Genomic DNA, 25,799 nt, shown 5'->3' with positions numbered 1-25,799 from the left:
TACGGAAGGGGCGGGGCCGCGCATCCGGCGGCCCGTACGGGCAGGTTACCGACGCCGTACCGGTCAGCGGCCGCGCAGCCGTCGTACGAGGATGCTCGCGTCGCCGCGCGATTCCAGGTCCGCCAGGACGACGGCGACCGCCTCGCGCACGATCCGGCCCCGGTCCACGGCGAGGCCGTGTTCGCCGCGCAGGACGAGGCGCGCGTGCTCCAGGTCCATCAGTTCCTCGGCGGAGACGTAGACGGTGATCTTCTCGTCGTGGCGCTCGCGCCCGCTGGGCCGCCGGTTCGCACCGCGTCCGCCGCCGCGCCTGCGCTGCTGCTGCACGACGGGCGCCGGGGCGGGTTCGGCGGGCTGCTGCGGGCGGCGGGCGGCCTGGGCCGCGACGGCGACCCGGTCCCCCTCGGCGGACCGGCTGCGCGAGTCGCCCGCGTCGGCGCCGGCCGCCGCGTGCTCCTGGCGTGCGGGGGCGGTGCCGGGGTCCGGGGCGGTCTCCCCCGGTGCGTCGGCCCCGGGTTCGTTCTCGCCGGCCGGAGCCGGCACCCGGGCCTCGCCGTTCGCCTTGCGCCTCCGCTCCGCGGGCGACGAGGACTGGAGCCCCATCCCCCCGGTCGTACGGAACAGTTCGTCGGCCCCGGGCAGACTCACTCGGCGTGACACCGGGCGAGCACCTCCCTGGCGAGCTGGCGATAAGCGGCGGCACCGACCGAGTTGGAGGCGTACGTGGTGATGGGCTCACCGGCGACGGTGGTCTCCGGGAAGCGGACCGTGCGCCCGATGACCGTGTGGTAGACGTGGTCGTCGAACGCCTCGACCACCCGCGCCAGGACCTCGCGGCTGTGCACCGTACGGGAGTCGTACATCGTGGCGAGGATGCCGTCGAGCTCCAGCTCCGGGTTGAGCCGCTCCTGGACCTTCTCGATCGTCTCGGTGAGCAGCGCCACCCCGCGCAGCGCGAAGAACTCGCACTCGAGCGGGACTATCACCTTGTGCGCGGCGGTCAGCGCGTTCACCGTCAGCAGGCCGAGCGAGGGCTGACAGTCGATCACGATGTAGTCGTAGTCGGCCATCAGCGGCTTGAGGGCGCGCTGGAGCGTGGACTCGCGGGCCACCTCGCTGACGAGCTGCACCTCGGCGGCGGAGAGGTCGATGTTGCTGGGGAGCAGGTCCATGTTGGGGACCGCGGTCTTCAGCAGGACCTCGTCGGCCGCCATGCCCCGCTCCATCAGCAGGTTGTAGACGGTGAGGTCGAGCTCCATCGGGTTGACCCCGAGGCCGACCGAGAGGGCGCCCTGCGGGTCGAAGTCGACCAGCAGGACGCGCCGGCCGTACTCCGCGAGCGCGGCACCCAGGTTGATGGTCGACGTGGTCTTGCCGACGCCGCCCTTCTGGTTGCACATCGCGATGATCTTCGCGGGGCCGTGGTCGGTCAGCGGGCCCGGGATCGGGAAGTACGGCAGGGGGCGGCCGGTCGGGCCGATCCGCTCGCGGCGCTGCCGGGCGGCGTCCGGCGCGAGCGTGGCCGCGTACTCCGGGTCGGGCTCGTACTCGGCGTCGGGGTCGTAGAAATGCGCCTGGGGCGTCTCGGCGAAGTCGGCGAGGGGGGCGGTGTCCCGGCCACTCTCGTTGCCGGCCATGGCGTTCACGTGTAGGCCGTCCATCATCTGGGGGGCTGTCGTCATGTGCTGGTGGGTGGCGAAGGTGCGGACAGCGACGGAGCCGACAGCCTCCAGCCCGTTCGGGCTCTGGCCCCGTGCAGGCATCCCTGGTTGAACACCCCCGGGAGTAATTGTCGACTCATTCACAAGTCGTCTTACCTCCTTGGACGTGACCAGGAAACTTATCGATAGGTCAGCGTGGCACCATGCCGACGATTGGCGACTCTATGGCGTGTCCCCTGTCCGCAGCAACACAATCCGCCGGACCCGGCCCGTTGTGTCGGCAATCGAACGCCCCGCTGTCAAGGGCGCGCAACCCTCGGTACACACTTTTCCCGGGTGTACGAAACGGTTAAATGGCTACGTTCGAGACGAGTTGCTCGGGGGCGCGCGCGGACCCGGCATGCGTCCGGCCGGACCTTGACAGCAAGGTCCGGCCGGACGCACGGAGTTGACGCAGGGGTTGACCCCGGTCAGCCGATGAGCGTGTTCAGGTCGACGTGGTCGAGGCCGTGCGCCTCGGCCACCTCGCGGTAAACGACCTGCCCGTCATGGGTGTTGAGGCCCTTGGCGAGCGCGGCGTCACGGCGCAGCGCCTCCACCCAGCCCCGGTTCGCGAGCTCCACGATGTAGGGCAGCGTCGCGTTCGTGAGGGCGTACGTCGAGGTGTTGGGCACCGCGCCGGGCATGTTCGCGACGCAGTAGAAGACCGAGTCGTGGACCTGGAAGGTCGGCTCGGCGTGCGTCGTGGGGTGCGAGTCCTCGAAGCAACCGCCCTGATCAATTGCAATGTCGACAAGTACACTTCCGGGCTTCATCTTGGCGACCAGCTCGTTGGTGACCAGCTTCGGGGCCTTGGCGCCGGGGATCAGCACGGCACCGACGACGAGGTCGGCCTCGACCACGGCCTTCTCCAGTTCGAAGGCGTTGGAGACGACGGTCTGCACCTTGGTGCCGAAGACCTTGTCCGCCTCGCGGAGCTTGTTGATGTCCTTGTCGAGCAGCGTGACGTGGAAGCCGAGGCCCACGGCGATCTGGGTGGCGTTCCAGCCGGAGACGCCGCCGCCGATGACGACGGCCCGGCCGGCCGCCGTACCCGGGACGCCGCCCGGCAGCACGCCGCGGCCACCGGCCGAGCGCATCAGGTGGTACGCGCCGACCTGCGGGGCCAGCCGGCCCGCGACCTCGGACATCGGGGCGAGCAGCGGCAGCGCGCGGTTGGCCGTCTCGACGGTCTCGTACGCGATGGCGGTGGTGCCCGACTCCAGGAGCGCGTCGGTGCACTCGCGGGAGGCGGCAAGGTGCAGGTAGGTGAAGAGGGTCTGGCCCTTGCGGAGGCGGTGGTACTCCTCGGCGACCGGCTCCTTGACCTTGAGCAGCAGGTCGGCGGCGGCCCACACCTCGTCGGCGGTGGGCAGGATCTCCGCACCGGCCGCGACGTACTCCTGGTCCGTGATGGAGGAGCCCGCTCCGGCGTTCCGCTCGACGACGACCTGGTGGCCGTGGCGGACGAGCTCATGCACGCCGGCGGGCGTGATCGCCACGCGGAACTCGTTGTTCTTCACTTCGCGGGGGATGCCGACCTTCATGTCGATCACGGTCCTTGGCTCAGAGGATAATCCGGGCACAGCGATGCAAAAAGGGTAGATGCATCACATGTGAAGGCACCGCGAACGGCCGCGGTACAGCCAGTCTAATGAAGGGCTTCCCGCTGTCTAGCCTTGCAAAGCATTATTTTTCCGAGGAAGTGCTATTGGTTTCGCAGGTCAGGCCCTTGTCGCCCAGCAATCTGTCGGCCGCGCCCCGGTGCAGCCCGGCCGCGGCGGGATCGCCGAGCCGGTCCAGGGTGTCCGCGAGCCGCAGCTCCAGCGCGGCCTGAAGCCGTACGTCCTTGGCCCGCCGCGCCCACTCCACCGCCTCCCGGCAGGTGCGCAGCGACTCCTGCGGCCGGCCCGCGTACTCCTGGACCCGGGCCATCTCGCTGAGCGCCCGGGCCTGGGCCGGGAGGTCGCCGAGCCTGCGGTGGCCCGCGGCGGCGGCCCGCCAGTTCCGCAGCGCCTCGCCGTACCGCCCCGCGTAGGTGTGGACGGCGCCGAGCCGCCCGTACAGGCGCGCCGCCTCGGCCGGCTCGCCCTGGGTGAGGCGCTGGGCGAGCGCCCGTCCGTACCAGTCGGACGCCCGGTGGTAGTCGCCCAGCTCCGCGTAGGCGCCGCCGACGGACTCCATGGCCCGCCCGGTGGCGTACGGGTCCTTCGCGGCCCGCCCGGCGTCCAGCGCCTCGCGGTACCGGGCCAGCGCCTCCCGGGTGCGGCCGGTCCCGGCGTCCAGGTCGGCCAGGTTGAGCAGGGCGGCCGCCCGCTCGCGGGGCAGGTCGCGGCGTTCGGCGACGGCCAGCACCAGGCCGTGCAGGGCGTAGAGGTCGGGGGCGGCGGCGTCGGTGCCCTCGTGCGCGGCGAGCGCCCGCACCAGCGCGGCGACCAGCCGGCGGGCCAGCGTGTCGAGTTCCCCGTCCTCGACGGCGACCCGGGCGGCGGCGAGCAGGGCGGGCCTGCGGGCGCGCAGCCAGGCGGCGGCGGTCTCCGGGTTCGGGAAGCGCAGGGTGCGCGGGAGCCCGGCGAGCTTGCGGCGGGACGGGGAGCCCTCCGGGTCCGTGACGGCGCGGCAGGACTGGAGCAGGCGCACGGTGCGCTCCAGCATCCTGGCCCGGGCGAGCTGGATCTCGGCGGGGCGGTCCCGGTCCTCCAGGAGGGCCCGCAGCAGTCCGGCGAGGCAGCCCGGCACCTCGTACTGCGGTTCGTCGGCGTCCTCCCGGCGCAGCAGGCCCAGGGTCACGAAGTCGTCCAGGGTGGTCCGGGCGGCCGAGACGGAGCAGCCGGCCAGCGCGGAGGCGGTGTGGGCGTCGGCGAGGCCGCCGGGGGCGAGGGAGAGCAGACGCAGTATCCGGGCCGGGGTGGCCGGCAGCGAATCGTGGACGAGGCGGAAGGCGCGGGTCAGCGGGCGCGTCCCGGCGGGCGCTTCGGGGTCGTCGGGCAGCGCGCGCAGTTGCCGCCCGGCATCGGCCACCGAGGCGGTCGGGCGGGCCGCGAGCCAGCCGCCGATCAGGACCAGGGCGGCCGGCTGCCCGCCGCACTCCTCGGCCAGGGTCTGGGCGGTCAGCGGGTCGACGGTGATCCTGACCTGGCCGGTGGCCCGGCCGAGGAGCTGGACGGCGGAGCCCGCGTCCAGGCCGCCGAGGGTGCAGGGCCGGACGCCGGGGATGCCGGTCAGCGGGCCCTCGGACGTGGCGACGACGAGGCAGTCCGGGTTGTCGGGGAGGAGCGGGTCGACCTGTTCGGCGTCCGCCGCGTCGTCCAGGAGGAGCAGGGCCCGGCGCACGGCCAGGGCCTCGCGGACCATTTCGGTCAGTTCGTCGGCGTCGGCGCCGGGCGGTCCGGTCAGGCCGAGCCGTCCGAGGAGGTCGCGGGCGGCGCGTTCCGGGGGGACGGGGGCACCGCCGGTCTCGGTGAGCCGGACGCGCAGCAGGCCGTCGGGGTAGTCGCCGGTCTCCAGGAGCCGGCGGGCGAGTTCGGAGGCGAGCGCGGTGCGGCCGGAACCGGGGCGTCCGGCGATCAGGAGGACCCGGGAGCGGGCGCTGCGGCGGCCGGCCATGGTGTCGAGTCCGGCGCGCTCGATGTCGTCGCGGAGTTCCTTCAACTCCCGTTCGCGGCCGAAGAATCGGGTCGGCTCCGGGGCGGGCGGCTCCTCGGTCCCCGCTGCCTCGGCCGGGCCGCTGGTGTCCACCGCCTGATCCGTCACGGGCCACGCTCCACTTCGCTGCACGCGTCGCCCTGCGGGACTCCGGTCAGGGCATTCGAAGCGTAGTTCAGGCGGGCGGCCGGAGAAGGGGGAGCGCGACCCGGGCATCCCCCGATCGGATCAGCATTTATTACGATCGGAGGGTGCGCGGGAGTGACCGTACGAGGGGGTGTCTTGCCGGCCCTGACCGGCAAGACACCCCCTGGGTCCTCATCGACCGCCTCGCAAGGCTTCCGACGGCCCGTCAGGCGTCGAAGGGGCGGGCCGGCCAGGGCGCGTCGGCGGGGCGCAGCGTGTCGACGCCGTCACCGGCGAGGGCCGCGGTGAGCGCGAGAACGCCCACGACCAGGCAGCTGTTGTGCAGGTCGCCGGCGAGCACGTTGCGCACGAGGTCCTGGAGCGGCACCCGGGCCAGCTCCATGTCGGCCTCCTCCTCGGCGACCTCGAAGCGCTCGCCCTCGGCCTCGGAGACGTCCCGGGCGAGGAAGATCCGTACGGCCTCGTCGGAGCCGCCGGGCGAGGTGTAGATGTCGGTGAGCACCCGCCAGTCCTCGGCCTTGACGTGCGCCTCCTCGTACAACTCGCGCTGCGCGGCGTGCAGCGGGTTCTCGCCGGGCACGTCGAGCAGCCCGGCCGGGATCTCCCACAGCTTGTGGCGGACCGGGTGGCGGTACTGGCGCAGGACGAGGACGCGGCCCTCGTCGTCCAGCGCGAGCACGGCGACCGAGCCGGGGTGCACCTGGTAGTCGCGGTGCGCGACCGTACCGTCGGGCATCTCGACGTCGTCGGCGCGGACGCTGGTCTTCTTCCCCCGGAACGGGGTCGCGCTCTCGGCGACCCGCCATTCCTCGGGCGTGTCCTGGAAACCCATCTGCGTCCTCCCACGAAAAACGGTGACCGGGGCCCGCGTCCCTGCTCGGACGCGCGCCCCGGTCAACCGTAACGCCTGCGGAGGTGCCGCCTACTTGCTCTGCTCGCCCCCGGCGGCGGCGCCCGTCTTGCGGGCGACGGCCGCCTTCACCAGACCGGCGAAGAGCGGGTGCGGGCGGGTCGGCCGGGAGCGCAGCTCCGGGTGCGCCTGGGTGGCGACGAGGTACGGGTGGACCTCGCGCGGGTACTCGACGTACTCGACCAGCTTGTTGTCCGGGGAGGTGCCCGAGAAGACCAGGCCGGCCTTCTTCTCCAGCTCGGCGCGGTAGGAGTTGTTGACCTCGTAGCGGTGGCGGTGGCGCTCCTCCACGTACGGCTGGTCGTCGTACGCCTCGCGGACCAGCGAGCCCTCGGCGAGCTTCGCCGGGTAGAGGCCGAGCCGCATGGTGCCGCCCAGGTCACCGGCGCCCTCGACGTACGCGAGCTGCTCCTCCATGGTCGAGATGACCGGGTGCGAGGTCGCGGCGTCGAACTCGGTGGAGTTGGCGTCCGGGATGCCGGCGAGGTTGCGGGCCGCCTCGATCACGATGCACTGGAGGCCGAGGCAGAGGCCGAGCAGCGGCACCTTGTTCTCGCGGGCGTACTGGATCGCGCCGACCTTGCCGACCACGCCGCGCTCACCGAAGCCGCCGGGGATGCAGATCGCGTCGACACCGGCGAGGGCCTTCTGCGCGCCGGCCGCGGTCTTGCAGTCGTCCGAGGCGACCCACTCGACCTTGACCCGGGCCTTGTTGGCGAAACCGCCGGCCCGGATGGCCTCGGTGACCGAGAGGTAGGCGTCGGGCAGGTCGATGTACTTGCCGACCAGGGCGACGGTGACCTCGTGGTCGGGGTTGTGGACGCGGTCCAGCAGGTCGTCCCAGGTGGTCCAGTCGACATCCCGGAACGGCAGGTCCAGCTTGCGCACGACGTAGGCGTCCAGGCCCTCGGTGTGCAGCACCTTGGGGATGTCGTAGATCGACTTGGCGTCCACGCAGGCGACCACGGCCGCCTCGTCCACGTCGCACATAAGCGAGATCTTGCGCTTGATGGCGGTCGGCACGTCGCGGTCGGCGCGCAGCACGATGGCGTCCGGCTGGATACCGATGTTGCGCAGGGCGGCCACGGAGTGCTGGGTGGGCTTGGTCTTCAGCTCGCCGGAGGGGCCGATGTAGGGCAGCAGCGAGATGTGGACGACGAAGACGTTGTCCCGGCCGACCTCGTGGCGGACCTGGCGGACGGTCTCCAGGAACGGCAGCGACTCGATGTCGCCGACGGTGCCGCCGACCTCGGTGATGACCACGTCGACGTCGTCGGTGGCCATGCGGCGGATGCGGTGCTTGATCTCGTTGGTGATGTGCGGGATGACCTGCACGGTGTCACCGAGGTACTCGCCGCGCCGCTCCTTGGCGATGACCTGCGAGTAGACCTGGCCGGTGGTGACGTTGGCCGAGCCGTCGAGGTCCACGTCGAGGAAGCGCTCGTAGTGGCCGATGTCGAGGTCCGTCTCGGCGCCGTCGTTGGTCACGAAGACCTCGCCGTGCTGGAACGGGTTCATCGTGCCGGGGTCGACGTTCAGGTAGGGGTCGAGCTTCTGCATGGTGACCCGGAGACCGCGCGCCTTGAGCAGGGCACCGAGGCTGGAGGCAGTCAGACCCTTGCCGAGGGAAGAGGCGACACCCCCGGTGACGAAGATGTGCTTGGTCGTCGTGGATGTGGGCTGCATAGCCAAAGGGGGCTCCCGTGGTCGCGATCATGAGGTGCGTGCCGGCGTTGCCGTCCGGAGATTCCGGAGATGCCGTCGCTGCGGTTCGGGGGCCTCGTCTGCTCTCGCCGACGACCACCGTCCACGGGCTACCAGGGTATCAGCGACGGAGGGGGACTGCTTCCGGCCACCGGCGCGCGAGCGCGGCGCGAATCGCATATGCCACTCGCATCCCACTCGATCGGCGCAGTCCGGTTGTCAAGAGGGTCGCGCGGATCACCCGTGTGCGTCGTATCCTGCTCGGACACTCGCTCGGGCGAGGCCGGAAGTTCGCAGGTCCCCCCACGACAACCCCTTGCGACAACCTCTTGACCCGCAGTAAGCGCCCCACGGGGCGACATGGCCGTTCGACTGGAGATGCACGTGGCCGGGCGCATCGAGGATTACGCACTCATCGGAGACATGCAGACCGCCGCCCTGGTCTGCCGGGACGGCACAGCCGACTGGCTGTGCCTGCCCCGCTTCGATTCACACGCCGTTTTCGCGGGCCTCCTGGGCACCGAGGAGCACGGCTTCTGGCGACTGGGGCCGGCCCGCCCCGAGGGCGCGGAGCCGCCCGCGGCCGACCGCCGCCGCTACCGCGGGGACTCCCTCATCCTGGAATCGGAGTGGGACACGCCGCGCGGCACGGTCAGAGTGACCGACTTCATGCCGCCGCGCGACGGGGCGCCGCAGCTGATCCGCATCGTGGAGGGCGTCAGCGGCCGGGTGCCGATGCGCTCGGAGCTGCGCATGCGGTTCAGCTACGGCCGCGTCACCCCCTGGGTGCACAAGGTGGACTCACGTACGGTCGCCGTCGCGGGCCCGGACTCGGTGTGGCTGGACACGCCCGTCGACACCTACGGCGAGAACCTGACGACGTACTCCGACTTCACCGTCGCCCCCGGTGACCGGATCGCGTTCACGATCAGCTGGCAGCCCTCGCACCACGAGCCGCCCGCGCTCCCGGACCCCGACGGCTCGCTGGAGGCCACCGCGGACTTCTGGCGCGAGTGGGTCGAGCAGTGCACGTACCACGGCCCCTACCGCGAGGCCGTGGTCCGCTCGCTGATCACGCTGAAGGCCCTGACGTACGCGCCGACCGGCGGCATCGTCGCCGCGCCGACCACCTCGCTGCCCGAGGACATCGGCGGCTCCCGGAACTGGGACTACCGCTACACCTGGTTGCGCGACGCCGCGATCACCCTCTCCTCGCTGCTGCGCACCGGCTACCGCGAGGAGGCCCGCGCCTGGCGCGAGTGGCTGCTGCGCGCGGTGGCCGGCGACCCGGAGAACCTGCAGATCATGTACGGGATCGCGGGCGAGCGGGAGCTGGGCGAGGCGGAGCTGGAGTGGCTGCCGGGTTACGAGGGCTCCGCCCCGGTCCGGGTCGGCAATGGCGCGGCCGGCCAGCTCCAGCTGGACGTGTACGGCGAGGTCACCGAGGCCCTGCACCTGGCGCACATGACGGGCCTGGCCCGCAACGACTACGCCACCGGGCTCCAGCTCAAGCTGATCGAGTACCTGGAGAAGCACTGGAACGAGCCGGACGAGGGCATCTGGGAGGTGCGCGGGCCGCGCCGCCACTTCGTGCACTCCAAGGTGATGGCCTGGGTCGCGGTCGACCGCACCATCAAGCTCATCGAGTCCGGCGACGCAGAGGGCCCGGTCGAACGGCTGCACGAGCTGCGCGACGAGATCCACCGCGCCGTCTGCGAGCGGGGCTACGACCCCGAGCGCAACACCTTCACCCAGTCCTACGGGTCGAAGGAGCTGGACGCCTCCCTGCTGCTGATCCCGCAGATGGGCTTCCTGCCCCCCGACGACAAGCGGGTCATCGGCACCATCGAGGCGATCCAGCGGGAGCTGTCCACCGAGGACGGCTTCGTCCTGCGCTACCCCACCGCCGGCGACGACGCGGGGGTGGACGGCCTGGAGGGCGACGAAGGCGCGTTCCTGGCCTGCTCGTTCTGGCTGGCGGACGACCTCGCGATGATCGGCCGGGTCGACGAGGCCCGCCGGCTCTTCGAGCGGCTGCTGTCCCTCCGCAACGACCTGGGCCTGCTGGCCGAGGAGTGGGACGCCCGGCTCCAGCGCCAGGTGGGCAACTTCCCGCAGGCGTTCAGCCACGTCCCGCTGATCGACACGGCCCTGCGTCTGACGGCGAGCGGGGCGTACGTGGGCTGACGCCCCCCGGTCCGCGTTCTCCGCCCGGCTGCCGCTCTCCGGCCGCCGGGCGGAGTCCGTGTCAGCCCCGCGCCGGGCCCGTCACGACCGGCCGGTCCGCCGGGTCCGCGATGGGCAGCCCCCACTCGCTCCAGGACCCGTCGTACACCGTCAGGTCCCGGTATCCGGCCAGCTCGGCCCCCAGCGCGAGGACGCAGGCGGTCACCCCCGACCCGCAGCTGAAGTACAGCCGCTCGCGGTCACCGGCCGCGTCGGCGAACGCGGCGCGCAGCTCGCCGGGCGCCCGCATCCGGCCGTCGTGCTGGAGCCGGCCGAACGGCAGGCTGACCGCCCCCGGCATATGGCCGCCGCGCAGCCCGGCCCGCGGCTCGGGCTCCGTGCCCTCGAACCGCCCCCGGGTCCTGGCGTCGAGCACCACCGCCTCCGGATCGGCCAGCGCCGCCGCCACCTCGACGGCGCCGACGAGGAGTCCCGGCCGGGGGCGGGCAGTGAAGTCCCCGGGCGCGGCGGGCGGTTCCGGCGCGCCCCGGGTGACCGGCAGTCCGGCGGCGGTCCAGGCGGGCAGCCCGCCGTCGAGGACGGCGGCCCGGTCGAAGCCCATGGCCCGGAGCATCCACCGGGCCCGGGCACTGGAGTAGATCCCGGCGGCGTCGTACACGACCACGGTGTCCGTGCCGTTCAGGCCGAGCGCCCGCATCTCCTCGGTGAAGCGGGCAGCGGTCGGCATGGTGTGCGGCACCGGCGCCGCGGGGTCGGAGAGCGCGCCGTCGATGTCGAAGAACCGGGCCCCCGCGATCCGCGTCCCGCTCCCCCGGTGCGCGCCGACCGACGCGTCGAACACCCGCAGCCCGGGGGCGCCGAGGCGCGCGGCGAGCCACTGCGCGGAGACGAGGGGCCCGGGCAACGCGCCGACGGCGGTGCCCCCCTCGTCCCCGTAAGCCTGCGTTTCCCCGCCCACACGCCCTCCCAGCCGCCCGGTCCGAATTTTCAAGATCGCAGCCGGCCGGAAGGCTGTCAACGGGCCAGCGGCTGGGCCAGCTCGTCATACACCGCGAGGACCTGGGCCACCGTGTCGTCCTCGGTCGGCCAGCTCGCCGCCTGCCGCAGGCCCTCGGCGGCCAGCCGGTCCCGCTCGGCCGGGTCCCCGAGCAGCCGGGCCACCTCGACGGCCAGCGCCTCGGCGTCCGCGTACGGCACGAGGACGGCGGCGTCCCCCACCAGTTCGGGCGTGCCGCCGACCGCCATGGCGACCAGGGGCACCCCGGACCGCAGCGCCTGCTGGGCGGTGGTGGAGCGGGACTCCCAGCGGCTGGGCAGGACGGCCACGTCGGCGGCGGCCAGGAGCGCTGCGGCGTCGGGTCGGTCGCCGAGCAGTTCGACGGGCAGGCCCTCGGCCGTGATCCGCCGCCGCAGGACCGCCCGCTCCCGCCCCTCGCCGACGACGGCCACCAGCGGTACCGGGTCGAGCAGGCGCCACACGGCCGCCGCGTCGAGCAGGGTCCGGTAGCCGTGATGCGGTACGAGACTGCCGAGCGCGACGACCAACGGCCGCTCCACCGCCCCCAGTTCGGCGCGGACCTTGTCGGCGGGCGGGCCGGCCGGGCGCGGCGCCCGGGGGGCGGCGACGGGCGCGAGCCGGGCGTCGCGGGCGCCCCGGGCGCGCGCCCGGTCGACCAGATCGGAGGAGGTGGCCAGCACCACGGCCGCCGCGCGCACCGCCCTTCGCTCCAGGAGGCGCAGCAGCCGGCGGCGGGCCCCCTCGGCGTGGGCCCGGGTGTGCCAGGTGACGACCAGGGGGACGGGCCGGCGGCCGATCGCCAGGGCCGCCCGCACGGCGGCGTGGAGTCCGTGCGCGTGGACGACGTCCGCGTCGGCGCAGGCGGCGCGCAGGGCGGCGACGGCCGCCGGGTCGCTGCGCCGGGGCACGGGCGCGAAGTGGGCGCCGGTGGCGGCGAAGTCGTGGGTGCGGTCCAGCGCGGCCGGCGCGCAGACGGTCACCCGCACTCCCCGGGCGACCAGTCCGGCGGCCAGCGAGCCGGCGTGCGTGCTGCTGCCGGCACTGCCGCCGCCGAGTACCTGGACCGTGCGCAGCTGTGACACGTCGATTGGCTCCCGGGGCTCCCGAGTCGGGGGTACGAACACGGCCAAGGATGCCAGTCCGTACGCACGTTCCGGCACGACGGAACCGTTACTCCGGGGCTCACCACGACAAATCGGACGGCCGACACCACCCGCACGGGTGAAAGCGTGTACGGCGCCACGACACCCGTACGGCGCGCGAGCCGGGGCACGCGCCGAGCGCGCCCCGGCCGGTGCGGCTACCCGTCCGCGCGGGCCGTCGCGAGCAGTTCCTCCGCGTGGGCGCGGGCCGTCTCGGAGTCCTCCTGGCCCGCGAGCATCCGGGACAGCTCCCGGACCCGGTCCTCGCCCTCCAGGACCGTGACCCCGCTGCTGGTCACCGAGCCGTCCACGGTCTTCTCGACCAGCAGCTGCCGGTCCGCGAACGCGGCCACCTGGGGCAGGTGCGTGACGACGACGACCTGGGCGGACTTCGCCAGCTTCGCGAGCCTCCGCCCGACCTCCACCGCCGCCTTTCCGCCGACGCCCGCGTCGACCTCGTCGAAGAGGTACGTGGGCACGGGGTCGGAGCCCGCGAAGACCACCTCGACCGCGAGCATCACCCGGGACAGCTCACCGCCGGACGCGCCCTTGGCGATCGGCCGGGGCTGGGCACCGGGATGCGGGGCCAGCAGCAGCTCGACCTCGTCCGCGCCGGACGGGCCGTACGCCACGTTCCGCCCGCCGATCTCGATGCCGGACGCCTCGTCCGCCGCCTCCGCCTGCCGGATGTCGAAGGACACCCGGGCGTGCGGCATGGCCAGGGACGCCAGCTCCTCGGTCACCGCCTCCGCGAAGGACGCGGCGGCCGCCGTCCGGGCGTCGGTCAGCGCCTGCCCGAGCCCGGAGAGTTCGGCGCGCAGGGCGTCCCGCTCGGCGGTCAGCTCACCGATCCGGTCGTCGTCGCCCTCCAGCTCGGTGAGCCGGGCCGCGCCCTCCTGCGCCCAGGCGAGTACGGCGGTGATGTCCTCCCCGTACTTGCGGGTGAGGGCGGTGAGCGCGGCCCGCCGCTCCTCGACGGCGGCGAGCCGCAGCGGGTCGGCGTCGAGCTGGTCCGCGTAACCGGACAGTTCGCCGGAGACGTCCGCGAGCAGGATGGAGATCTCGCCGACCCGGTCGGCGAGCGAGGCGAGCGCCGGGTCGTGCGACCGCACCCCGTCGAGGGCCTGCCGGGCGGCGGCCACCACGGTCGTGGCGTCCAGGGCCTCCGGGTCCTCCGGGTTGCCGGCCAGCGCGGTGTGCGCGAGGGCGGCGGCGGAGGCGAGCGCGTCGGCGTGGCCGAGCCGCTGGGCCTCGGCGGCCAGCTCGGTGTCCTCGTCGGCCAGTGGTTCGACGGCGGCGATCTCGTCCAGACCGAAGCGCAGCAGGTCGGCCTCCTGGGCGCGTTCGCGGGCGCGCGTCGTCAGCTCGTCCAGCTCCGCCGCCACGTCCCGCAGCCGCCGGTAGGCCGCCGCGTACTTGGCGAGCGGCACGGCGACGCCGTCGCCCGCGTACCGGTCGAGGGCCTGGCGCTGCCGGGCGGGCTTGAGGAGGCCCTGCTGATCGGTCTGGCCGTGCACGGCGACGAGTTCGTCGGCCAGCTCGGACAGCACGCCCACGGGCACGGATCTGCCGCCGAGGTGCGCCCGGGAGCGCCCTTCGGCGGAGACGGTGCGGCTGATGAGCAGCGCCCCGTCCTCGATCTCGGCCCCGGCCTCCTCGGCGCGCAGGGCCACCGCGTCGCCCTCGGCCACCGTGATCCGGCCCTCGACCACCGCGGCCTTGGCGCCGATCCGCACCAGGGCGGGGTCGGCGCGCCCGCCGAGCAGCAGCCCCAGGCTGGTGACGACCATGGTCTTGCCGGCGCCGGCCTCACCCGTCACCGCGGTGAAGCCGGGTGACAGCTCCACCACCGCGTCGTCGATGACCCCGAGCGACCGTATCCGCATCTCCTCCAACACGGACATGACCATACGAGGTTTCACCGCCCGCGTGCACACGGGCCACGGCCCGGGTCCCCGGATCGTGGCGCCGCGTCCGAGGGTCAGTGGGGCGCGCCCCGCCACCCCGACACCGGCAGCGCGAACTTGGCGACCAGGCGATCCGTGAACGACGCCTGGTGCAGCCGGGCCAGCCGGACGGGCACCGCGCCGCGCCGCACCTCGACCCGCGCCCCGGAGGGCAGCTCGACGGTCCTGCGTCCGTCGCACCACAGCACCCCGTGCGGGGTGTGCGGCTGGACCTCGACGGCGAGCACCGAGGAGGGTGAGGTGACGAGCGGCTTGGCGAAGAGGGCGTGGGCGCTGATCGGGACCATCAGCAGCGCCTCGACCTCCGGCCAGACGACGGGCCCGCCGGCCGAGAAGGCGTACGCGGTGGAGCCGGTGGGCGTGGCGCACACGATGCCGTCGCAGCCGAACCCGGTCACCGGGCGGCCGTCGATCTCCAGGACGACTTCGAGCATCCGCTCGGGCGACACCTTCTGCACGGCCGCCTCGTTGAGCGCCCAGTCGGTGTGGACGACGTCCCCGTTGCTGTGCACCAGCACGTCGATCGTCATGCGCTCCTCGACCGTGTACGCCCGGGTGACGACCCGGTCGACCACCTGGTCGAGGTCGTCGCGCTCGGCCTCGGCGAGGAAGCCGACCCGGCCGAGGTTGACGCCGAGCATGGGCACGCCGGAGGCGCGGGAGAGTTCGGCGCCGCGCAGCAGTGTCCCGTCGCCGCCGAGGACGATCAGCAGTTCGCAGCCGTTGAGCACCTCGGGCGTGGCATCGGTGACGGTCTCCACGGACAGGGGCAGCGGCAGGTCGGCCGCCTCCGTGGCGAGGACCCGCACCCCCAGGCCGTTGCGCAGCAGCCCCTGCACCACGAGCTCCGCGCTGCGGATCGCGGCCGGGCGGCCGGTGTGCGCAAGAAGAAAGACTGTACGTGCCGCATTCGTCGTCAACGGGGCCCCTCCGCCACTGCACGGTCGACATCCGCGGGATCGAGTTCCGGTGCTCCGGCCCGCAGCCACAGAAAGTACTCGACGTTCCCGGAGGGCCCCGGCAGCGGGCTGGCGGTCACGCCCCGCACCCCCAGGCCCAGCGCCCACGCCCGGCGGGCGACTTCCCGCACCGCCTCGGCGCGCAGTTCGGGATCGCGCACCACACCGCCGCTGCCGAGCCGTTCCTTGCCGACCTCGAACTGCGGCTTGACCATGAGGACCAGGTCGGCGCCGGGGGCCGTGCAGCGGATCAGGGCCGGCATCACGAGCCCGAGCGGGATGAACGACAGGTCGCCCACCACCAGGTCGACCGGCTCGTCGTCGATGGCCTCCAGGGTCAGCTCCCGGACGTTGGTGCGGTCTTTGACGACGACGCGCTCGTCGGACTGGAGCGACCAGGCCAGCTGCCCGTAGCCGACGTCCACGGCCACCACCCGGGCGACCCCGGCGCGCAGCAGCACATCGGTGAACCCGCCGGTCGAGGCCCCCGCGTCGAGCGCCCGGCGGCCCTCGACCTCCAGCCCGAGCGGGACGAAGGCGGCGAGGGCGCCGGCCAGCTTGTGGCCGCCGCGCGAGACGTACTCGGGGTCGCTGTCGTCCTTGCTGACGACGACGGCGGCGCTGGTCTCGACCTGGGTGGCCGGCTTCGTCGCGGTGTTGCCGCCGACGGTCACCCGGCCCGCCGCGATCAGCTGGCTGGCGTGCTCGCGCGACCGGGCCAGCTTGCGGCGTACCAGCTCGGCGTCGAGACGGCGACGGGCGACTCCTGCCACGTTCGGTTCAGCTCCTGTGGTTGTACGGGGGCACCGGTACGGGTGGTCCCGGTGCGGGGGCGGGCCCGGCGTCCAGCGCGCTCAGCGCCTCGCGCAGGCCCCGGTGTACATCCTCGTACACCTCGGTGTGTCCGTCCGCCGCGAGGTGGTCGGCGTCGGCGAGCCGCTCCAGCAGACCGTCCACCTCGGGGCTGCCGGTGGGCGTCCGTACGACACCGAGCGGCGCGGGCCCCGCGGGCTCGGCCGGCTCCGGCGGGGCGTCCGTCTCGGGGGCGGGCATAGGGTCGCTCATGCGGAAACGCTACCGCGAAGCGCTGGGGTACCGTCGATCATGATGGCGACCATGGCGGAGTGCCGCAGCGCACTCGACAGACTTTCCGACAACCTCGCGGGGGCCGACGGCGACGTGCGCCGCGCCGCCGACCTGGACCGCTCGCTGAGCTGCCACATCCGGGACCTGGACATCACGTTCACGGGCCGCCTGTCCGGCGGCCGCATCCAGGTCCTGGACACGCTGGAGGGCCCACCCCGTGAAAAGGCCGAAATCCGCCTCGCGATGACCGGCGACGACCTGGTCGCCATGGTCGACGGCGACCTGAACTTCGCGAAGGCGTGGGCGTCGGGCCGGGTCCGCCTGGAGGCGGGCTTCAGAGACCTCCTGAAACTGAAGTCACTGCTGTGACGGCATCAGCCGAATCAAGCCCGTCCGGCGCTTCAGGACCTCTGCAAGTGAAGCAGGCGGCACCACGCCCACCAAACTCAAGCCCGTCCGGCGATTGAGGACGTCTTTGAGCTGAGCAGGCAGGCCCACAGCGGCCAAAATCAAGCCCGTCCGGCGCTTGAGGACGTCTTTTCGGCCCCGCGCGCAACGCGCGCCCCGCGCACCCTCGCAGCGGGTACGACCAACGGCGTACCCGTCTCCGGATCGGGGATCACCTGGCACCGCAGCCCGAACACCCGCTCCACCAGCTCCGCGGTGACGATCTCCCCCGGCGCCCCCTCCGCGACGATCTCCCCGCCGCGCATCGCGATCAGATGCGTGGCGTACCGCGCCGCGTGGTTCAGGTCGTGCAGGACGGCCACCAGCGTCCGCCCCTGCGTCTCGTGCAGCTCGGCGCAGAGGTCCAGCACGTCGATCTGGTGCTGGATGTCGAGGTACGTCGTCGGCTCGTCGAGCAGCAGCAGCGGCGTCTGCTGGGCGAGGGCCATCGCGATCCAGACCCGCTGACGCTGGCCGCCGGACAGTTCGTCGACATAGCGGTCGGCCAGCTCACCGACGCCCGTCGATTCCATCGACTCCCGGACGACCCGCTCGTCCTCGGGCGACCACTGCCGCAGCAGCCCCTGGTGCGGGTACCGGCCCCGCGCCACGAGGTCCGCGACCGTGATGCCCTCCGGCGCGATCGAGGACTGCGGCAGCAGGCCCAGCGTCTTCGCGACCTTCTTGGCGGGCAGTCCGTGGATCGACTGCCCGTCCAGCAGCACCTGGCCCCGGCTCGGCTTCAGCATCCGGGAGAGCGCCCGCAGCAGCGTCGACTTGCCGCAGGCGTTGGGGCCGACGATGACGGTGAACGAGTGGTCGGGTATCTCGACCGACAGGTTCTCCGCGATGACCCGCTGGTCGTATCCGAGGGTCACCGAGTCCGCGGTGAGGCGCTGCATGGGGGTACTCCGGGGGTCGGACGGCCGGTTGTCGGGCGGTCGGGGGGCGGACGGTCGGGGAGTGGCGGCGGTACGGGATCTCATATGCGACCCGCCTTGCGCTCGGTCACCAGGAGCCACACCAGGTAGCAGCCGCCGAGCACCCCGGTGACCACCCCCACCGGCAGCTGCCGGTCGCCGAAGGCGTCGAGCGCGACCCAGTCGGCGACGAGCAGGAGCGCCGCGCCCATGAACGTCGCGGCCACCAGGTTCGGGCCGGTGGAGCGGGTCAGCCGGCGCGCCAGCTGCGGGGCGCTCAGCGAGACGAAGGCGATCGGCCCGGCGGCGGCCGTGGCGACGGCGACGAGCAGCACGGCGGCGCCCATGAGGAGGAGGCGCGTGCGTTCCACGCGGACCCCGAGTGCGTACGCGGCGTCGTCGCCCATCTCCATCACGCGCAGGGCCGGTCCGTGCCCGTACACGAGCGGGAGCAGCACCGCGCAGACGACCAGCAGCGGCCAGACCTGCGCCCAGTCGCGGCCGTCCAGGGAGCCGGTCATCCAGACGACGGCACGGGTCGCGTCGACCAGGTTCGCCTTGGTGATCAGGTAGTGGGTGGCGGCGGTCAGCATGGCGGCCGCCCCGATCCCCACCAGGACGAGCCGGAAGCCGTGCACCCCGCGCTTCCACGCCAGCAGGTAGACGGCGAGACCGGTCAGCAGGCCGCCGACGACCGCGCCGGCCGCGACCTCCTTCGCGTCGCCCCCGAAGAGGACGATCACGGTGAGCGCGCCGACCGTGGCGCCCTGCCCGAAGCCGAGCACGTCGGGGCTGCCGAGCGGGTTGCGCGAGATGGTCTGGAAGACGGCGCCCCCGGCACCGAGCGCACCGCCGACGAGCAGTCCGACGAGGACCCGGGGCAGCCGCAGGTCCGTGACGATGAACTCCTGCTGGAAGGTGCCGTGGCCGAAGAGCGTGGTCAGCACCTCGCCGGGCGTCATCGAGAAGTCGCCGCTGCCGATGAGGACGACCGCGGCCGCCGCCGCCACGACGGCCAGGAGCAGGACGACCAGGGCCGCCCGCACGTTCATCCGGAACGAGTACCCGCCGGCCGTCCGCACGGCCCGTGCCGGGCGGACCGCGCGTGCCGTCTCCTTCGTGGTCGTGGCCTTCACAGCTGGGACATCCTCTTGCGTCGTACGAGGTAGATGAAGACGGGCCCGCCGATGAGCGCGGTGACGATGCCGACCTGGAGTTCGGAGGGGCGGGCGACGACCCGGCCGACCACGTCCGCGCCGAGCAGGAGCACCGGGGAGAGCACCGCCGCGTACGGCAGAATCCACCGCAGGTCGGGACCGGTGAGGGTGCGGACCAGGTGCGGGATCATCAGCCCGATGAAGACGATCGGCCCGCAGGCGGCGGTCGCCGCCCCGCACAGCAGGGTGACGGCCAGCATCGCGAGGACGCGGGTCCTGGTCAGGTGCGCGCCCAGCGCCCTGGCGGTGTCGTCGCCCATCTCCAGGGCGTTGAGCGGGCGTGCGATGAACACCGTCAGCAGGACGCCCGCCGCGATGAACGGCCAGACCTTGCCGACGGTCTCGGTGTTCGCGGAGGCCAGCGAGCCGACCTGCCAGAACCGCAGCCGGTCCAGCGACGCCGAGTCCAGCAGCTGTACGGCGTTGACGTATCCGTACAGCGCGGCGGTCACGGCCGTCCCGGCGAGCGCGAGCCGTACCGGCGTCGAGGACCGGCTGCCCCCGAGGAAGTACACGGCCACCGACACGATCGCGGCGCCCGCGAAAGCGAACCACACGTAGCCGGTCAGCGAGGTCACGCCGAAGAAGCTGATCGCGGAGACGACGGCGGCCGAGGCCCCCGCGTTGACGCCGAGGATGCCCGGCTCGGCGAGCGGGTTCCGGGTCAGCGCCTGCATCACCGCCCCGGCGAGGCCCAGCGCGGCGCCCACCAGGAGCCCCAGCACGGTGCGGGGGACACGGACCTTGCGTACGAGGACGTCGTCGCCGCTGCCCGCGTAGTGGAACAGGCCGTGCCACACGTCGGAGAGCGGCAGCGCCTTGGCGCCGATCCCGATGGACGCGAGACACACCAGCACGAGGACGGCCACGGCCACCAGGAGCCCCGCCGCTCTCGCCGCGTGGCGCCTGCGGGGAGCGGCGGCCTGGTCCGGCGCGGCTATCGGGCCGGAACTGGAATCCGGGGGGCTTTCAACCAACACCCGGTTAGGTTAGCCTACCCAGCCTTTCCGGCTCCGGCCCCGTCCTCACAGCCCCAGCCGGGCCACGGCCTTCTCCGCGGCCAGGTCACAGGCCCCGTCCCCGGCGTGCGACCAGGCCGCCGCGCACAGCGCCCGCAGCCCGTCGAGCGGGTCGCCGTCGCCCTCCAGTACGAGCGCGCCGCCCCCGGCGGAGGCCGTCCAGCCGCCGCAGCGGAATCCCTCGCCGTCCTCCGTCACCTCGGGCTGTCCGGTGAGCAGCCCGCGCAGGTCGGCGTCGATGTACGTCGGCCGGTGCTCGGGGACGGCAGTGACCAGCTGGGCCGCGTCGGTCACCCCGGTGAGCACGAGCAGCGAGTCGACGCCCCCGTTGAACGCCCCCTCGATGTCGGTGTCCAGCCGGTCGCCGACCACCAGCGGCCGTTCGGCGCCGGTGCGCAGCACGGTCTCGCGGTGCATCGGCGGGAGCGGCTTCCCGGCCACCTGCGGCTCGGCGCCGGTGGCGATGCGGACGACCTCGACGGCCGCCCCGTTGCCCGGCGCGATCCCCCGGGCGCCCGGGATCGTCAGGTCGGTGTTGGACGCGAACCACGGCAGCCCGCGGTTGATCGCGTACGACGCCTCCGCGAACCGGCCCCACGCCAGGTCGGGGCCGCCGTATCCCTGGACCACGGCGACCGGGTCGTCGTCGGCCGACTCGACGGGTTCGAGGCCGCGTTCCCGCAGTGCGACGCGCAGTCCCTCGCCGCCGATGACCAGGACCCGCGCCGCGGCGGGCAGTTGGTCGGCGACGAGCCGGGCCACGGCCTGCGCCGAGGTGATCACGTCGGCCGGCTCGGCCGGGACGCCCAGCTCGGTCAGGTGCGCGGCCACCGCGGCCGGGGTGCGCAGCGCGTTGTTGGTGACGTACGCCAGGTGCATCCCGCCGGCCCGCGCCGAGCCGAGCGCCTCGACGGCGTGGTCGATGGCCAGCCCGCCCGCGTACACGACACCGTCGAGGTCGAGCAGCGCCGTGTCGTACGCCTCACTCAGCGCGGTGCTGCTGCCGCTCGGCCTGGTCCTGCTCGTCCCGCTCATGTTCCGCGCTCCTCATCGACTGCTTCTCCCCCGATCATCGCGCATCCCTGTACCCCACATACGATGCGTGGATGAACACACGAGGCACGGCGGACCAGGGACTGCGTCTGCTTCCGTTCCGTGGGCTGCGGTACGTCCCCGAGCGGGTCGGCAGTCTCGCCGCGGTGACCTCTCCCCCGTACGACGTGGTCGTGCGGCCCGACGGGCTGCTGCACCTGGAGTCGGCGGACCCGCACAACATCGTGCGGCTGATCCTGCCGCAGGCCGGCACGGTCGCCGCCCGCAACGCCCGGGCCGCCGCCACCCTGGACGACTGGCTCGCGGAGGGTGTCCTCGCGCCGGACCCGGAGCCCGCCCTGTACGTGTACGAGCAGCGCGACGAGGAGATCCTGCAACGCGGCGTGATCGGCGCCCTCGCGCTCTCGGGGCCGGCCGACGGCGTGGTGCTCCCGCACGAGGACGTCATGGCGCATGTGGTCGAGGACCGGGCCGACCTGATGCGTGCCACCGCCGCCCACCTGGAACCGCTGCTGCTGACGTACCGGGGTGGGGAGGGCACGGCGACGGGGGCGACCGCGGTGGTCGAGCGGACCGTCGAACGCGAACCGCTGCTCTGCACGACCACGGAGGACGGCTTCCGCCACCGGCTGTGGGCGGTCACCGACCCGGCCGAACGCGCGGAGATCCAGGCGGACCTGGCCGGGCACCAGGCGCTGATCGCGGACGGCCACCACCGCTGGGCCACCTATCTGAGGCTTCAGGAGGAGCACACGGACCCGGGCCCCTGGGACTACGGTCTCGTGCTCCTGGTGGACACCGCCCGCTACCCGCTCCGGGTCCGCGCCATCCACCGCCTGCTGCACGGACTGCCCGTCGCGGACGCGCTGGACGCGCTGACCGGCCTGTTCCGGATACGGGAGGTGGCGGGGCCGCTTCCCGACGCGATGGAAGCCCTGGCGGGGGCGGCGGCCGAGGGCAACGCCTTCCTCCTCGCGGGCGACGGCGCCTTCCATCTGGTCGACCGCCCGGACGAGGCGCTGCTGGCCCGCACGGTCCCGGGGGACCGCCCGGCCGCCTGGCGCACCCTCGACGCCACGGTCCTGCACGCGGCGCTGCTCGACCGGGTGTGGCGCATCCCGGACGACCCGGCGCACATCGCCTACATCCACGACACCGCCGCCGCGGTGGAACAGGCCGAGCGGAACGGCTCGACCGCGGTGCTGATGCATCCGGTGCGCGAGGAGCTCGTCCGGAACCTGGCCCGCCAGGGCGTCACCATGCCCCGCAAGTCGACGTCGTTCGGCCCGAAGCCGGCGACGGGCCTGGTCCTACGCAGCCTGAACCTGGGCTGAACGCGAAAGAGGGCGGCACCCGCGCGGGGTGCCGCCCTCTTCTCATGCGTTACGCGCGGGGCGTGCCGTCCTCGTCGGCGTCGTCCCGGTCCGTGTCGGCGGCGACGGGCTCGTCCTCGTCGTCGTCCAGCGCGTCCACGAACTCCACGCCGTCCAGCTCGGCGAGGCGGTCGGACGCGTCGGTGGCGCCGTCCTTGTCGGCCTCCAGCGCCTTGCCGAACCACTCGCGCGCCTCGTCCTCGCGGCCCGCTTCGAGCAGCGCGTCCGCGTACGCGTAGCGCAGGCGCGGGGTCCACGGGTGCACCGCGTTGGAGGCCAGCTCGGGGCTCTGCAGGGTGACGATGGCGGCGTCGAGCTGCCCCATGTCGCGCCGGGCGCCGGCGGCCACGAGACGCATCTCGACCTGGCCGGCCTTGTCCAGCTTCTGCACCTCGGGCTCACCGGCCATCGCCATGGCCTTCTCGGGCCGCCCGAGCCCGCGCTCGCAGTCGGCCATGACGGGCCACAGCTCCACGGACCCGGTCATCCGCCGGGCCGCCCGGAACTCCGCCAGGGCCTCCGCGTACTTCTGGGTCGCGTAGGCGGCGAAACCGGCGGCTTCGCGGACGGCGGCGACGCGCGAGGCGAGCCGGAGGGCGATGCGGGAGTACGCGTACGCCTGCTCGGGGTCCTCGTCGATGAGCCGGGCCACCATGACCAGGTTCCGCGCGACGTCCTCGGCCAGCGTCTTGGGCAGGCTCAGCAGCTCCTGGCGGACGTCCTGGTCGATCTCGTGACCGGTGACGTCGTCCGGGATGGGCAGCCGCTTGACGGGCTCGCGGTCGCGGTCGTCGCGACGCTCGTAACCGCCCTGCCGGCCGCCTCGGTCGTCGCGGCCCCGGTAGCCGCCCCGGTCGCGGTCGTCCCGCTGGCCGCGGTAGCCGCCGCCCCGGTTGTCGTCACGGCGGGGGCCGCGGTCGCGGTCCCGGTCCCGGTCGTCACGGCGGAACCCGCCGCCGGCCGGACGGCCGTCGTCGCGGCGGGGACCGCGCGGGCGGTCGTCACGGCGGTCGTCGCGCCGGTCGTAGCCGTAGCCGCCGGAACGCCCGCCGCGCTCGTCGTCGCGCCGGGGGGCGCGGTCGCGGTCGTCCCGGCGGAAGCCGCCACGGTCGTCGTCGCGGCGGAACCCACCGCGGTCGTCGTCCCGGCGCGGAGCGCGGTCGTCACGGCGGAACCCGCCGCGGTCGTCGTCGCGGCGCGGGGCCCGGTCATCGCGACGGAACCCGCCACCACGGTTGTCGTAGCCGCCACCGCGGTCATCGCGACGGAAGCCGCCACCGGAAGGGCGGTCGTCGCGGCGGAAGCCGCCACCACGGTTGTCGTCATCCCGACGCGGGCCACGAGGCCGGTCGTCACGGCGGTCGAAGCCACCCGGCCGGCCACCGCGGTCGTCATCACGACGCGGCGCCCGGTCATCGCGACGGAACCCACCGCCACGGTTGTCGTAGCCGCCACCGCGGTCATCGCGACGGAAGCCGCCACCGGTGGAACCGCCCCGGTCGTCGCGGCGGAAACCACCGCCGGCGGGCCGGTCGTCGCGGCGCGGGCCACGATCCCGGTCGCGGTCCCGGTCGTCGCGGCGGAAGCCGCCCCCGGAGGGACGGTCGTCACGGCGGTATCCACCGCGGTCGTTGTCCCGGCGCGGACCGCGCGAGCGGTCATCGCGACCGCCGCCGAAGCCGCCCCGGTCACCGCCGTCCCGGCGACGCGGCTCGCGCTCCGAACGATCGTCGGGAGAGTTGGTGGACATGGGTGGAGCTCCTGTCATCGGGGTACTACAGACATTCTTGCGCAGCCGGACACCCGACGCGCTTCGGGCAAAACAAAAAAGACCCTTGGTCCCAGCGCTGAACGCTGGGACCAAGGGTCCTTCAAAAATTGTTCGGCGGCGTCCTACTCTCCCACAGGGTCCCCCCTGCAGTACCATCGGCGCTGAAAGGCTTAGCTTCCGGGTTCGGAATGTAACCGGGCGTTTCCCTAACGCAATGACCACCGAAACACTATCGGCCACCCCGCTGCAAAGCGGAGTATCGGCACTTAGCGAACAAGCACACTTTTCAATTTATGAGTGACGTTGTTCAACCAGCACGACCGTTCGTGGCCTGGGAACAACACAGTGGACGCGAGCAACTGAGGACAAGCCCTCGGCCTATTAGTACCAGTCAGCTCCACCCGTTACCGGGCTTCCACATCTGGCCTATCAACCCAGTCGTCTACTGGGAGCCTTAACCCTTCAAGAGGGTGGGAATACTCATCTCGAAGCAGGCTTCCCGCTTAGATGCTTTCAGCGGTTATCCTTTCCGAACGTAGCCAACCAGCCATGCCCTTGGCAGAACAACTGGCACACCAGAGGTTCGTCCGTCCCGGTCCTCTCGTACTAGGGACAGCCCTTCTCAATATTCCTACGCGCACAGCGGATAGGGACCGAACTGTCTCACGACGTTCTAAACCCAGCTCGCGTACCGCTTTAATGGGCGAACAGCCCAACCCTTGGGACCGACTCCAGCCCCAGGATGCGACGAGCCGACATCGAGGTGCCAAACCATCCCGTCGATATGGACTCTTGGGGAAGATCAGCCTGTTATCCCCGGGGTACCTTTTATCCGTTGAGCGACAGCGCTTCCACAAGCCACTGCCGGATCACTAGTCCCGACTTTCGTCCCTGCTCGACCCGTCGGTCTCACAGTCAAGCTCCCTTGTGCACTTACACTCAACACCTGATTGCCAACCAGGCTGAGGGAACCTTTGGGCGCCTCCGTTACTCTTTAGGAGGCAACCGCCCCAGTTAAACTACCCATCAGACACTGTCCCTGATCCGGATCACGGACCCAGGTTAGACATCCAGCACGACCAGAGTGGTATTTCAACGACGACTCCACAACCACTGGCGTGGCCGCTTCAAAGTCTCCCACCTATCCTACACAAGCCGAACCGAACACCAATATCAAACTATAGTAAAGGTCCCGGGGTCTTTCCGTCCTGCTGCGCGAAACGAGCATCTTTACTCGTAGTGCAATTTCACCGGGCCTATGGTTGAGACAGTCGAGAAGTCGTTACGCCATTCGTGCAGGTCGGAACTTACCCGACAAGGAATTTCGCTACCTTAGGATGGTTATAGTTACCACCGCCGTTTACTGGCGCTTAAGTTCTCAGCTTCGCCACCCCGAAGAGCAGCTAACCGGTCCCCTTAACGTTCCAGCACCGGGCAGGCGTCAGTCCGTATACATCGCCTTACGGCTTCGCACGGACCTGTGTTTTTAGTAAACAGTCGCTTCTCGCTGGTCTCTGCGGCCACCCCCAGCTCA

At 72.5% G+C, this 25,799-nt stretch carries 20 protein-coding genes and 2 rRNA genes; 3 read left to right on the top strand and 19 right to left on the bottom strand.

Going from position 1 to position 25,799, the window contains the following annotated elements; genetic code table 11:
• Positions 1–63: 63 nt before the first annotated feature.
• From ACFUJY_RS08770 to ACFUJY_RS08745, 6 genes are all read right to left on the bottom strand, one after another.
• Positions 64–648: a hypothetical protein gene (locus ACFUJY_RS08770; RefSeq protein ID WP_383297447.1), complete on the bottom strand. Its 585-nt coding sequence runs from the start codon at positions 646–648 to the stop codon at positions 64–66.
• Positions 645–1,763 carry a ParA family protein gene (locus ACFUJY_RS08765; RefSeq protein ID WP_073968097.1) on the bottom strand — a complete coding sequence of 373 codons (1,119 nt, stop codon included), beginning with the start codon at positions 1,761–1,763 and terminating at the stop codon, positions 645–647. Before ACFUJY_RS08765 ends, ACFUJY_RS08770 begins: the two co-directional genes overlap by 4 nt.
• A 368-nt stretch (positions 1,764–2,131) precedes the next feature.
• A complete protein-coding gene (gene ald, locus ACFUJY_RS08760; protein ID WP_383297445.1) occupies positions 2,132–3,247 on the bottom strand; it encodes an alanine dehydrogenase in 1,116 nt (371 codons plus the stop codon).
• 142 nt (positions 3,248–3,389) lie between these two features.
• Positions 3,390–5,453: a tetratricopeptide repeat protein gene (locus ACFUJY_RS08755; RefSeq protein WP_383296551.1), complete on the bottom strand. Its 2,064-nt coding sequence runs from the start codon at positions 5,451–5,453 to the stop codon at positions 3,390–3,392.
• A 244-nt stretch (positions 5,454–5,697) separates the two neighbouring features.
• Entirely contained in the window at positions 5,698–6,324 is a 627-nt protein-coding gene (locus ACFUJY_RS08750; protein WP_383296548.1) for an NUDIX domain-containing protein, read from the bottom strand.
• A gap of 90 nt (positions 6,325–6,414) precedes the next feature.
• Entirely contained in the window at positions 6,415–8,088 is a 1,674-nt protein-coding gene (locus ACFUJY_RS08745; protein ID WP_383296545.1) for a CTP synthase, read from the bottom strand.
• Between the two features lie 402 nt (positions 8,089–8,490).
• Between ACFUJY_RS08745 and ACFUJY_RS08740 the strand changes: the two genes are divergently transcribed.
• Positions 8,491–10,293, top strand: a complete 1,803-nt coding sequence (locus tag ACFUJY_RS08740) for a glycoside hydrolase family 15 protein (RefSeq protein WP_383297443.1) — start codon at positions 8,491–8,493, stop codon at positions 10,291–10,293.
• Positions 10,294–10,354: 61 nt separating this feature from the next.
• Here ACFUJY_RS08740 and ACFUJY_RS08735 read toward each other — a convergent pair whose 3' ends face one another.
• From ACFUJY_RS08735 to ACFUJY_RS08710, 6 genes are all read right to left on the bottom strand, one after another.
• Positions 10,355–11,251 (bottom strand): sulfurtransferase, encoded by an 897-nt coding sequence (locus ACFUJY_RS08735; protein ID WP_383296543.1) that lies wholly within the window; start codon positions 11,249–11,251, stop codon positions 10,355–10,357.
• Between the two features lie 56 nt (positions 11,252–11,307).
• On the bottom strand, positions 11,308–12,393 hold the full coding sequence (locus ACFUJY_RS08730) for a glycosyltransferase family 4 protein (protein WP_383296540.1): 1,086 nt from the start codon (positions 12,391–12,393) through the stop codon (positions 11,308–11,310).
• A 218-nt stretch (positions 12,394–12,611) separates the two neighbouring features.
• A complete protein-coding gene (gene recN / locus ACFUJY_RS08725) occupies positions 12,612–14,357 on the bottom strand; it encodes a DNA repair protein RecN (RefSeq protein ID WP_383296538.1) in 1,746 nt (581 codons plus the stop codon).
• A 77-nt stretch (positions 14,358–14,434) separates the two neighbouring features.
• Positions 14,435–15,340, bottom strand: a complete 906-nt coding sequence (locus ACFUJY_RS08720; protein ID WP_383296535.1) for an NAD kinase — start codon at positions 15,338–15,340, stop codon at positions 14,435–14,437.
• Positions 15,337–16,152: a TlyA family RNA methyltransferase gene (locus tag ACFUJY_RS08715; RefSeq protein WP_383296532.1), complete on the bottom strand. Its 816-nt coding sequence runs from the start codon at positions 16,150–16,152 to the stop codon at positions 15,337–15,339. Before ACFUJY_RS08715 ends, ACFUJY_RS08720 begins: the two co-directional genes overlap by 4 nt.
• A gap of 7 nt (positions 16,153–16,159) precedes the next feature.
• On the bottom strand, positions 16,160–16,432 hold the full coding sequence (locus ACFUJY_RS08710; protein WP_383297441.1) for a hypothetical protein: 273 nt from the start codon (positions 16,430–16,432) through the stop codon (positions 16,160–16,162).
• Positions 16,433–16,486: 54 nt separating this feature from the next.
• On the opposite strand from ACFUJY_RS08710, the gene ACFUJY_RS08705 reads away from it, so the two are divergent.
• A complete protein-coding gene (locus ACFUJY_RS08705) occupies positions 16,487–16,834 on the top strand; it encodes an SCP2 sterol-binding domain-containing protein (protein WP_164635055.1) in 348 nt (115 codons plus the stop codon).
• Positions 16,835–16,974: 140 nt separating this feature from the next.
• Here ACFUJY_RS08705 and ACFUJY_RS08700 read toward each other — a convergent pair whose 3' ends face one another.
• From ACFUJY_RS08700 to ACFUJY_RS08685, 4 genes are all read right to left on the bottom strand, one after another.
• On the bottom strand, positions 16,975–17,814 hold the full coding sequence (locus tag ACFUJY_RS08700; RefSeq protein WP_383296528.1) for an ABC transporter ATP-binding protein: 840 nt from the start codon (positions 17,812–17,814) through the stop codon (positions 16,975–16,977).
• 80 nt (positions 17,815–17,894) lie between these two features.
• Positions 17,895–18,968: a FecCD family ABC transporter permease gene (locus tag ACFUJY_RS08695; RefSeq protein WP_383296525.1), complete on the bottom strand. Its 1,074-nt coding sequence runs from the start codon at positions 18,966–18,968 to the stop codon at positions 17,895–17,897.
• Positions 18,965–19,924 carry a FecCD family ABC transporter permease gene (locus ACFUJY_RS08690; RefSeq protein WP_383297440.1) on the bottom strand — a complete coding sequence of 320 codons (960 nt, stop codon included), beginning with the start codon at positions 19,922–19,924 and terminating at the stop codon, positions 18,965–18,967. The genes ACFUJY_RS08695 and ACFUJY_RS08690 overlap by 4 nt, the downstream gene beginning before the upstream one ends.
• A gap of 150 nt (positions 19,925–20,074) precedes the next feature.
• A complete protein-coding gene (locus ACFUJY_RS08685; RefSeq protein WP_383296523.1) occupies positions 20,075–21,103 on the bottom strand; it encodes an HAD-IIA family hydrolase in 1,029 nt (342 codons plus the stop codon).
• Positions 21,104–21,174: 71 nt separating this feature from the next.
• Between ACFUJY_RS08685 and ACFUJY_RS08680 the strand changes: the two genes are divergently transcribed.
• Complete coding sequence (locus ACFUJY_RS08680) at positions 21,175–22,455, top strand: DUF1015 family protein (RefSeq protein WP_383296520.1); 1,281 nt, start codon at positions 21,175–21,177, stop codon at positions 22,453–22,455.
• 49 nt (positions 22,456–22,504) lie between these two features.
• On the opposite strand, the gene ACFUJY_RS08675 is transcribed toward ACFUJY_RS08680, so the two are convergent.
• From ACFUJY_RS08675 to ACFUJY_RS08665, 3 genes are all read right to left on the bottom strand, one after another.
• Entirely contained in the window at positions 22,505–23,257 is a 753-nt protein-coding gene (locus ACFUJY_RS08675) for a tetratricopeptide repeat protein (protein ID WP_383297438.1), read from the bottom strand.
• Positions 23,258–24,374: 1,117 nt separating this feature from the next.
• Positions 24,375–24,491 (bottom strand): 5S ribosomal RNA (gene rrf / locus ACFUJY_RS08670).
• A 135-nt stretch (positions 24,492–24,626) separates the two neighbouring features.
• A 23S ribosomal RNA gene (locus ACFUJY_RS08665) occupies positions 24,627–25,799 on the bottom strand; the annotation flags it as partial.

Origin of the sequence: Streptomyces sp. NPDC057249 (assembly GCF_042669245.1) — a bacterium.
Taxonomy (GTDB): Bacteria; Actinomycetota; Actinomycetes; order Streptomycetales; family Streptomycetaceae; genus Streptomyces.
This window is presented reverse-complemented; position numbering and strand designations above follow the sequence as displayed.